Below are 5624 nucleotides of genomic sequence, written 5' to 3' on the forward strand. Positions count from 1 at the left end.
GTTGTGGCCGACTCGCCGGTTAGCGCATGACGAGGGCGGGGTGTCGCGCAGAACTTCCGACGGAGTGTGGAGTGACGTCCCCTCCCCCATGCCCGCAGGCCACCGACGATCCACGGATGCCGCGCTGCTCGGACACTCACGACGTGATGTGCGCCCACCATGGCCATGTGTGCGACGAGAGGACGGCGGTGCGAACGAGCGCGCAGCTTCGCGCGCTGCGCTACTCACGCACCCGCATCGAACGTGCGCTCGAGACGGGCGAGCTCATCCGCCTGCGGCGAGGCGTGTTCGCGACACCGTCGAGCTGCGACGATGTGCGTCGCGCTGCGCGGGCGGGAGGCCGGCTCCGTGCATCAGCGCGGCTCGCCACCTCGGGATCTGGGTGCTGAGCGACGACGACCACCTCCACCTGCGCTGTGGCCACCACAGCCGCACCCCCACAATCATCGAAGCCGACACGATCGTGCACTGGGGCGACGCGCCGACCCCGCGGGCGACAGCGCGGAGCGTGCTCAGGGAGATCGATCGCTGCGCGGGAACGGAGCAGTTCTTCGTCGCCCTGGAGTCCTCCCTGCGCCTCGGACTCGTCGCGCCGCACGATCTCGCCTGGCTGCACGAGCGCACGAACGACCGAGCCCGCGAGGCGATCGCGTTCGCGCGAGACGATGCCGACAGCGGGCTGGAGTCGCTGATCCGCTGGCGATTGCGGCACTGGCAGCTCGACGTGCGCGCCCAGGTTTCCGTCCTCGGTGTCGGACGGGTCGACCTTCTCATTGACGGACGCCTCATCGTCGAAGCCGACGGGCGCGAGAACCACGCGGGCGCCGAACGGAGACACCACGACCTCGTTCGAGACGCAGCATCCGCCGCCTGGGGATACCGCACACTACGGTTCGACTACGCCCTGATCGTGCACGACTGGGACCTCGTCGAACGCGCGATCCTCGGCGCGCTCGGCCTGGGGTGATCGACCTGCGACGCACGCCGGTAGGCGTCGACAACCCGCTGCGATCATCACAACGTCGGAACTTTCTCCCGACACCCCGCCGCGCCGAGCGCAATCGCGGCGTGCCATCGAGAAGTTCCGACGCTGCGGGGTGCGAGACACGCCGAAAGCCGGCGTCGCACACGGTCTGGCGCGTCAGCCTGAAGACCGGCGCGCACACGGTTGTGGCGCGTCACCCGGGACCGAGAACGCCCGGATGCCGCGGCCGGGCCGGGATGCCGCGGCGCGGATGCCGCACGCCCGGATGCTGCCGCTCAGTCGCGGCGGGCAAAGGATCGATGGGGCGTACCGCGTCAGCCCGGGATGCCGCACACCCGGATGCCGCGGCTCAGTCGCGCGGCGAGAGCAGGTAGGCGTTCAGCTCGGCCGTGAAGGCGGCGTCGTGCGGGAGAGCCTGGCCGTCGACGACCGTGATCGGGGCGGCGAGGCGGACGCTCGAGACGAGCCACGCGGCATCCGCGTCGGCGAGGGCCGCCGTCGGAAGGGTCTCGTAGGCGGTCGTGAACCCCCGCTCGGCGAGGTGGGCGAACAGACTCAGCTGGGTGGTGCCGTGCAGGATGCCGGCGGCGGGCTCGGGGGTCACGAACACATCGCCGCGGCGCAGCACGAGCGACGCGGTCGGCGCCTCGAGCAGGAATCCATCGGACGTGGCGAAGACGGCGTCATCCGCGCCGCGTCGGTGCGCCTCGCGCAGCGCCGCCATGTTGGTCGCATACGACAACGTCTTCGCACCGAGCAGCAGCCAGGGGGCGCGGGCGGGTGCGGCGAGGTCGAGCCCGCGATCGAGCACGACGACGGAGATGCCTTCGGCGCGCGGGCGGGCATAGTCGGGCGCGGCCGACGCGGTCACCCACGCGGTCGGGGTCGGGCCGTGCTCGATGCCGCGACTCAGGATGAGCTTGATGACCGCCTCGCCCTCCGGGCACTGCGCCGCCGCGCGGGCCACGGCGGCGCGCCACTGGGCGAGCTTCGGCACCGGAAGGTCGCAGATCTCCGCGGAGTGCGCGAGCCGCGCCAGGTGCGCCTCGACCTCCTGCGGGTGCCTGTCGACGACACCGATCGACTCGAAGATGCCGTCTCCGCGCTGGGTGCTGAGCTCGCCGATGCTGAGGGCGGGGGCCGAGGCGTCGACGGGCGCGAAGGTCGTGTCGAAGTCGGTGCGGGGGTCATCGGATGCCACGGGCTCGATGATGAGCGCGAAACGCCAGGTCATGCTGCGAGCCTACGCGCGCGACGGCGACGCGCCCGGGCGGATGACGCGGGAATGCCGCGCGGGGGCGCTCCGTTACACTGGACCGGCCGGGCCGCAGTAACCCCGGGCTCCAATATCTGCCGCTGCGAGCGGCCTTGCGCCGAGAGGCGTTTCTGCGGCTCGGTTCTTCCCTTCCTCCGTGCGGGTGCCGCCCCGGTCGGGCGCGTCGCGATGCGAGGGCGTGACTCAGGAGCAAGCGTCGCGGCGCCGAAGCGCCGCCCGGTCCGGCGTGTCGCGGCGCGAGAGCAAGCGACTCAGGCGAGCGCGTCGCGGCGCCAGAGCGCCGCCGCGCCCGAGAGGTCCTCCGCGTAGGTGTCGAGGCGCAGCGCCCGCGTCGTGAAGGCGCTCGCGCGCGCCGGCTCCGCGACGTCGTGGTCGTCGGCGAGCTGCACCGCACCGGCGGCGACGATGCGGCAGAAGGATGCCGCCCGCTCGAGTGCGACCGCGAAGTCACCCTGGAACAGCCCCCGCAGGATCGTGTCGATGAGGGTGACGAGCTCGTCCGGGCCGGCCGGGGTCGGCGCTCCTGCGACCACCTCGTCGGCTCCGGAACGTGCCAGGCGTCCGCGCTCGAACAGCAGCGCCGCGGTGCGCGGGTCGTCGTGGATCATGAGCTGCAGCAGATAGAGCCGCCAGAGCGCGCCGGGCAGAGATCGAGCGGGCGCGCGCGACCACAGATCGGCGATGTCGTCGATGCCGTGACGGTCGGTGAACGCGACGAGGCGTTCGACGACGTCGACGTCGGGGTCCTCGCGCACGCGCGCGAGGAGTGCGGCGGCGGTCGAGTGGGCGATGCGCGAGACCTCGGCCGGGTCGTCGCCCGAGTAGAGCCGGTCGAACAGCTCGGCGGGGCGGCGCACGGGCTTGTGGTACGGCCGGGGATCGTCGCTCACCTGTCCAGGGTACGGGGCGAGGGGCGCCTCCCGGGCCGCACCGACCGCCGGCTCAGCCGGCCTGGTTGATGCGGATGAGGTTGCCGGCCGGGTCGCGGAATGCGGCGTCGCGCGGCCCCCACGGCTGGTCGGTCGGCTCCTGCACAAGGTCGGCGCCGAGGGCGGTGAGGCGGGCGAACACGCCGTCGAGGTCGTCGGTCTCGAACACGATCGGGCCGATCGCTCCCTTCGCGACGAGCCGGTGCAGTGCCTCGGCGTCGTCGGGCGAGCGGCCGGCACCGGGCTCGGAGAGCACCACGGCCACGTCGGTGCCGGGCACGCCGAGCGTGACCCAGTGGAAGTCACCCGCGGCGACGTTGTTGCGCAGCTCGAGGCCGAGTCCGTCACGGTAGAACGCGATGCCGGCGTCGATGTCGTCGGCGGTGATCGGGAAGAAGCGAAGCGAGATGGAGGTCATGGCCTCCACGCTACGGGCGGGAGGCGGCATCCGCTTCTCTGATCCTGCTCACCCCGCACCGTCGGCGACCGGGACGCGGTGCGCGATCAGACGAACCGGGTGGGGCGAGTGAGCACCCGCGCCATGCAGGCCGGGATGTCCTCGGTGGCGGCGTGATCGCGGGCCCGGTAGGCGCTCGGTGTCTCGCCGACAAGCCGCGTGAACCGGGCGCTGAACGACCCGAGGGATGTCGCTCCCACCCGCATGCACGCATCGGTCACCGTCGTCCCCGCCCGCAGCAGCGCCATGGCGCGCTCGATGCGGCGCGTCATCAGGTAGCCGTACGGCGTCTCCCCGTACGCGTCGCGGAACTCACGGGAGAAGTGCGCGGTCGACATGAACGCCTCGCGCGCCATGATCGCGACCTCGAGCGGTTCGGCGTACGAGCGGTCCATCAGGTCGCGCGCCCGTCGCAGGCGCGCGAGCACCTCGGGGGTCTGCGCGCGGGGGGTCACCCGTTCACGCTAGCGCTGCGGGGGCCGGTGATGCCGGGGCGCGCACGGGGCGCCGGTGACGCCGGTCTCCCCGGGCGCGCACCGCCGGAGTGCGTCAGGCCGGCGTCTCGATCGCGAGCACAGGCTTCGTCGTGGGCTGGCCGGTCGCCGAGCCGCCCTGCTGCTCCACCGTCACGGCGACGATGTCGCCCGCCTGGAACCCGCCGCGCAGCTGCGCGGTCGCCGACCCGCCCGACACATCGAACGTGCCCGCCGCGGTCGGCACGCCGTCTCGCAGGTACCAGAGCTCATAGGTGCGGTCGCTTGCGAGGCTCGCCATGCCCGACGAGACGAGCACGGCCTGCCCGAGCGAGGACGACCAGTGCAGGGTGGCCGTGCCGCCGCCGGTGACGCCCGCCTGGGCGCTGGCGGCATCCGGTGCCGACTCGATCTTCTCGAGCGCGACGACCGCCGCGGGCTTCGGGTTCAGCTGCCCGGCGATCATCGTGCCGCCGATGCCGATCGCGACCACCAGGGCGATGCTCGCGGCGAGGGCGAAGAGGATGCGGCGTGCCCGCCGGGCGTTCGCGATCGGGGCCGACCGCACCGATTCCACGCTCGGTGTGACGAACGTGAACGGCGCGGGCGGGGCGTCGGCCGCGGCATCCGCGTCGGAGTGCTGCGGAAGGTCCTGGATGCGGGCGAGCAGCGAGGCGCGGAGGTCGGCGGGGGGCGCGACATCCGTCACGGTGTCGGCGAGTGCGGCCGCGGCCGCCTCGTCGGCAGTTACGGTGGCAGCCCACTCGGGGTGCGACGCGAGCGCCTCGTCGAAGGCGCGCTGCTCGTCGGGCGAGAGAGCACCGAGGGCGCGGGCCGCCGACAGCTCGGCGAAGTCGTTCTCGTTCACGGGGTCACCCCCATCTCCTGTCTGAGTCGGGCGAGCCCGTCTCTCATACGTGTCTTGATGGTGCCGAGCGGTGCACCCACGAGGGCGGCCACCTCACTCTGGCTGTAGCCGCCGAAGTAGGCGAGAGTGAGCGCTTCGCGCTGCGCCTCGGGAAGGGAACGCAGCGCCTCGTGCACACGTTCGGCGTCGGTTTTCAGTTCGACCTGCTCGGCGACGTCGGCGTGCGGCACCGCGATCTCCCGCAGCCCGGCTCGGGTGTCCCGGTCACTGCTCGACTGCGATGCGCGCACTCTGTCGACGGCTCTGCGGTGGGCGATGGTCATCACCCACGTGCGGCCTTGTCCCTTGTTCGGAACGAACCGCCCGGCGGATTGCCACAGTTCGAGGAAGACCTCCTGCAGCACCTCTTCGCTCTGCGACCGGTCGACGAGTACGCGCAGGATCAGACCGAACACCCGCGACGACAGCGCGTCGTACAGCTCGGCGAACGCGCCCTGGTCGCCGCCGGCGGTCGCCACCAGCAACTCGGCGATGCGGTCGACGACGGGACCCTCCTCGGGGACGTCAGCGCCGTCGATCACCATGTCGACCAGCATGCCGTACATTCACGGACTCCTCTCGCAGCGGACGGGGCGG

7 protein-coding genes are annotated in these 5624 nt (G+C 72.3%); 1 reads left to right on the forward strand and 6 read right to left on the reverse strand.

The window, feature by feature from the left end; all coding sequences use genetic code 11:
• The first annotated feature begins 382 nt into the window (after positions 1-382).
• A complete protein-coding gene (locus ABT08_RS11835; protein ID WP_288115081.1) occupies positions 383-967 on the forward strand; it encodes an endonuclease domain-containing protein in 585 nt (194 codons plus the stop codon).
• Positions 968-1334: 367 nt separating this feature from the next.
• Here ABT08_RS11835 and ABT08_RS11840 read toward each other — a convergent pair whose 3' ends face one another.
• The 6 genes from ABT08_RS11840 to sigK form a co-directional block, all read right to left on the reverse strand.
• The gene (locus tag ABT08_RS11840; RefSeq protein ID WP_288115082.1) at positions 1335-2219 is read right to left on the reverse strand and encodes an aminotransferase class IV; all 885 of its coding nucleotides are present in this window, start codon (positions 2217-2219) and stop codon (positions 1335-1337) included.
• Positions 2220-2512: 293 nt separating this feature from the next.
• Complete coding sequence (locus tag ABT08_RS11845; RefSeq protein ID WP_045245863.1) at positions 2513-3151, reverse strand: hypothetical protein; 639 nt, start codon at positions 3149-3151, stop codon at positions 2513-2515.
• 52 nt (positions 3152-3203) lie between these two features.
• On the reverse strand, positions 3204-3608 hold the full coding sequence (locus ABT08_RS11850) for a VOC family protein (RefSeq protein WP_045245862.1): 405 nt from the start codon (positions 3606-3608) through the stop codon (positions 3204-3206).
• An 86-nt stretch (positions 3609-3694) separates the two neighbouring features.
• The gene (locus ABT08_RS11855; protein WP_045245865.1) at positions 3695-4042 is read right to left on the reverse strand and encodes a helix-turn-helix transcriptional regulator; all 348 of its coding nucleotides are present in this window, start codon (positions 4040-4042) and stop codon (positions 3695-3697) included.
• Positions 4043-4196: 154 nt separating this feature from the next.
• The gene (locus ABT08_RS11860) at positions 4197-4988 is read right to left on the reverse strand and encodes an anti-sigma factor (protein ID WP_056210302.1); all 792 of its coding nucleotides are present in this window, start codon (positions 4986-4988) and stop codon (positions 4197-4199) included.
• Entirely contained in the window at positions 4985-5584 is a 600-nt protein-coding gene (gene sigK / locus ABT08_RS11865; protein ID WP_200930940.1) for an ECF RNA polymerase sigma factor SigK, read from the reverse strand. The genes ABT08_RS11860 and sigK overlap by 4 nt, the downstream gene beginning before the upstream one ends.
• Positions 5585-5624 lie beyond the last annotated feature (40 nt).

It is taken from the genome of Microbacterium sp. SCN 71-21 (genome assembly GCF_001725695.1).
GTDB classification, from domain to species: Bacteria; Actinomycetota; Actinomycetes; order Actinomycetales; family Microbacteriaceae; genus Microbacterium; species Microbacterium ginsengisoli.